General features: G+C 64.9%; 2 protein-coding genes. Both read left to right on the forward strand.

Annotated elements, in window-relative coordinates:
- The first annotated feature begins 68 nt into the window (after positions 1 to 68).
- Positions 69 to 1,310 (forward strand): DDE-type integrase/transposase/recombinase, encoded by a 1,242-nt coding sequence (locus tag CXY71_RS00180; RefSeq protein ID WP_199184122.1) that lies wholly within the window; start codon positions 69 to 71, stop codon positions 1,308 to 1,310.
- On the forward strand, positions 1,307 to 2,071 hold the full coding sequence (istB, locus tag CXY71_RS00185) for an IS21-like element helper ATPase IstB (RefSeq protein ID WP_104133733.1): 765 nt from the start codon (positions 1,307 to 1,309) through the stop codon (positions 2,069 to 2,071). The genes CXY71_RS00180 and istB overlap by 4 nt, the downstream gene beginning before the upstream one ends.
- Positions 2,072 to 2,136 lie beyond the last annotated feature (65 nt).

Consider the following 2,136-nt stretch of genomic DNA (forward strand, 5'->3'; position numbering starts at 1 on the left):
TGTTAACGCCAACTGAAAACAGGGCCAGAAACGCCAACTGAAAATAGGGCCACCAACCATCATGGAAGGTGATCAAATTGGATGATTGGGCAGAGATTCGCCACCTGCATTCGACGGGGAAGCATTCGAAACGGGAGATAACCCGGCTGGTCGGGGTGTCGCGCGGCACGGTGGATCGGGCGTTGGCAGTGGATCGGTCTCCGACGTATCAGCGGGAGCCGACGGGGTCGAGTTTCGACGCGTTTGTCGGCCAGGTGCGGGTGTTGCTCGCGGCGACGCCAACGATGCCGGCAGCGACGGCGGCCGAGCGGGTGGGCTGGTCGGGGTCTCCGTCGCTGTTCCGGGCCAAGATCGCCGAGCTGCGGCCGGAGTATGCGGTGCCGGATCCCGCGGATCGGCTGGTGCACCCGCCCGGGTTCCAGGTCCAATGTGATCTCTGGTTCCCGCACGAGGACTTGCCGTTGGGTCATGATCAGGCTGCTGCACCGCCGGTTTTGGTGATGACGTCAACGTTCTCCGGGTTCGTCCAGGCCCGCATGTTGCCCTCGCGGACGACGCCGGATCTGCTCGGCGGGATGTGGTCGTTGCTGCAGGAGGCCGAGGCCGTTCCCGCCCGGCTGACGTGGGATAACGAGACCGGCATCGGGCGCGGGAAACTCACCGAGCCGGCCGCCGCGTTCGCCGGTACTCTCGGCACGCAGATCAAGCTGCTCAAGGCCCACGATCCTGAGTCCAAGGGCATGGTCGAGCGGATGAATCGCTTCTTCCGGAGCCGCTTCATGTCGGGGCGCGCCTTCACGTCTCCCGACGATTTCAATCAGCAGCTGGCCGGCTGGCTGCCCATCGCGAACAACCGTCTCTCCCGGTCGCGACGAGGGCGGCCGGGAGACCTGGTCAGCATCGACCGTGCTGCGATGCGCGGACTTCCGCCGGTGGCGCCGGAGGTGATGTTCCGCAATAGCGTCCGGCTCCCAAGGGATTACTACGTTCGCGCGTTCAGCAACGACTACTCCGTCGACCCAGCCATGATCGGCCGGGTCGTGGACGTCGCGGCGAGCCTGGAGCGCGTGACCGTCCATCACGACGGGGTACTCATCGCCGACCATCGCCGGAAATGGGCCCGGCAACTGACCGTCACCGACCCGGCGCATGTTCTCCGCGCGGCCGAGCTGCGCGCCCAGTTCCAAGCTCAACGCGCGCGCCGGCCCACGGTCACGGGCGTCGTCGAAATGGCCTCACTGGTCCGCTACGACGAGCTCTTCAGCGTTGATATCGACGCCGCGCCGACTGGGTTGGCGGTCGCGTCATGACCGGCTCGGAAGCGGCCTCGCAGATCGAGTACTACGCCCGCGCATTGCGGGCACCGCGGATCAGTGAAGCGTTCCGGCGCTTGGGCGACCAGGCCCGCGACGCGGGTTGGTCCCATGAGGAATACCTCGCCGCAGTGCTCTCCAAGGAGGCCTCCGAACGGGAGGCTTCCGGGGCCGCGCTGCGGATCAAGGCTGCCCGGTTCCCGGGTCACAAGACCCTCGAGGACTTTAACTTCGACCATCAACCCTCCGCCGACCGGAACCTGATCGCGCACCTGGGCACGGGTGTGTTCCTCACCGAAGCGAAGAATGTCGTCCTCCTCGGGCCTCCCGGGACCGGGAAAACGCACCTCGCCGTCAGCATCGGGATCAAGGCCGCCAAAGCGGGCCACCGGGTCCTCTTCGACACCGCGACGGGCTGGGTGACTCGACTCCAAGAAGCCCATTCGAGGGGAAAACTCGCCGCCGAACTCATCCGGCTGCGCCGTTACAGCCTGCTGATCGTTGACGAGGTCGGCTACATCCCCTTCGACCAGGATGCCGCGAACTTGTTCTTCCAGCTCGTGTCTTCCCGCTACGAACACGCGTCGCTGATTATGACGAGCAACCTGCCCTTCGCCCGCTGGGGCGATGTGTTCGGAGACCTCACGATCGCCTCCGCGATGATCGACCGAATCGTTCACCACGCCGACGTAATCAGCCTCAAAGGCAACAGTTACCGGCTCAAGCAACACCAACCCGCCGAGACTACGGCACACTAGAACCACACGAGAGTGGCCCTGTTTTCAGTTGGCAGAAGTGGCCCTGTTTTCAGTCGGCGTTAACA

Origin of the sequence: Cryobacterium sp. Y62 (assembly GCF_002929785.1) — a bacterium.
Lineage (GTDB): Bacteria > Actinomycetota > Actinomycetes > Actinomycetales > Microbacteriaceae > Cryobacterium.

Bases quoted from the DNA above. Each gene is read 5' to 3' on its own strand.
- istB (WP_104133733.1), top strand. From the start codon at position 1,307: ATGACCGGCTCGGAAGCGGCCTCGCAGATCGAGTACTACGCCCGCGCA.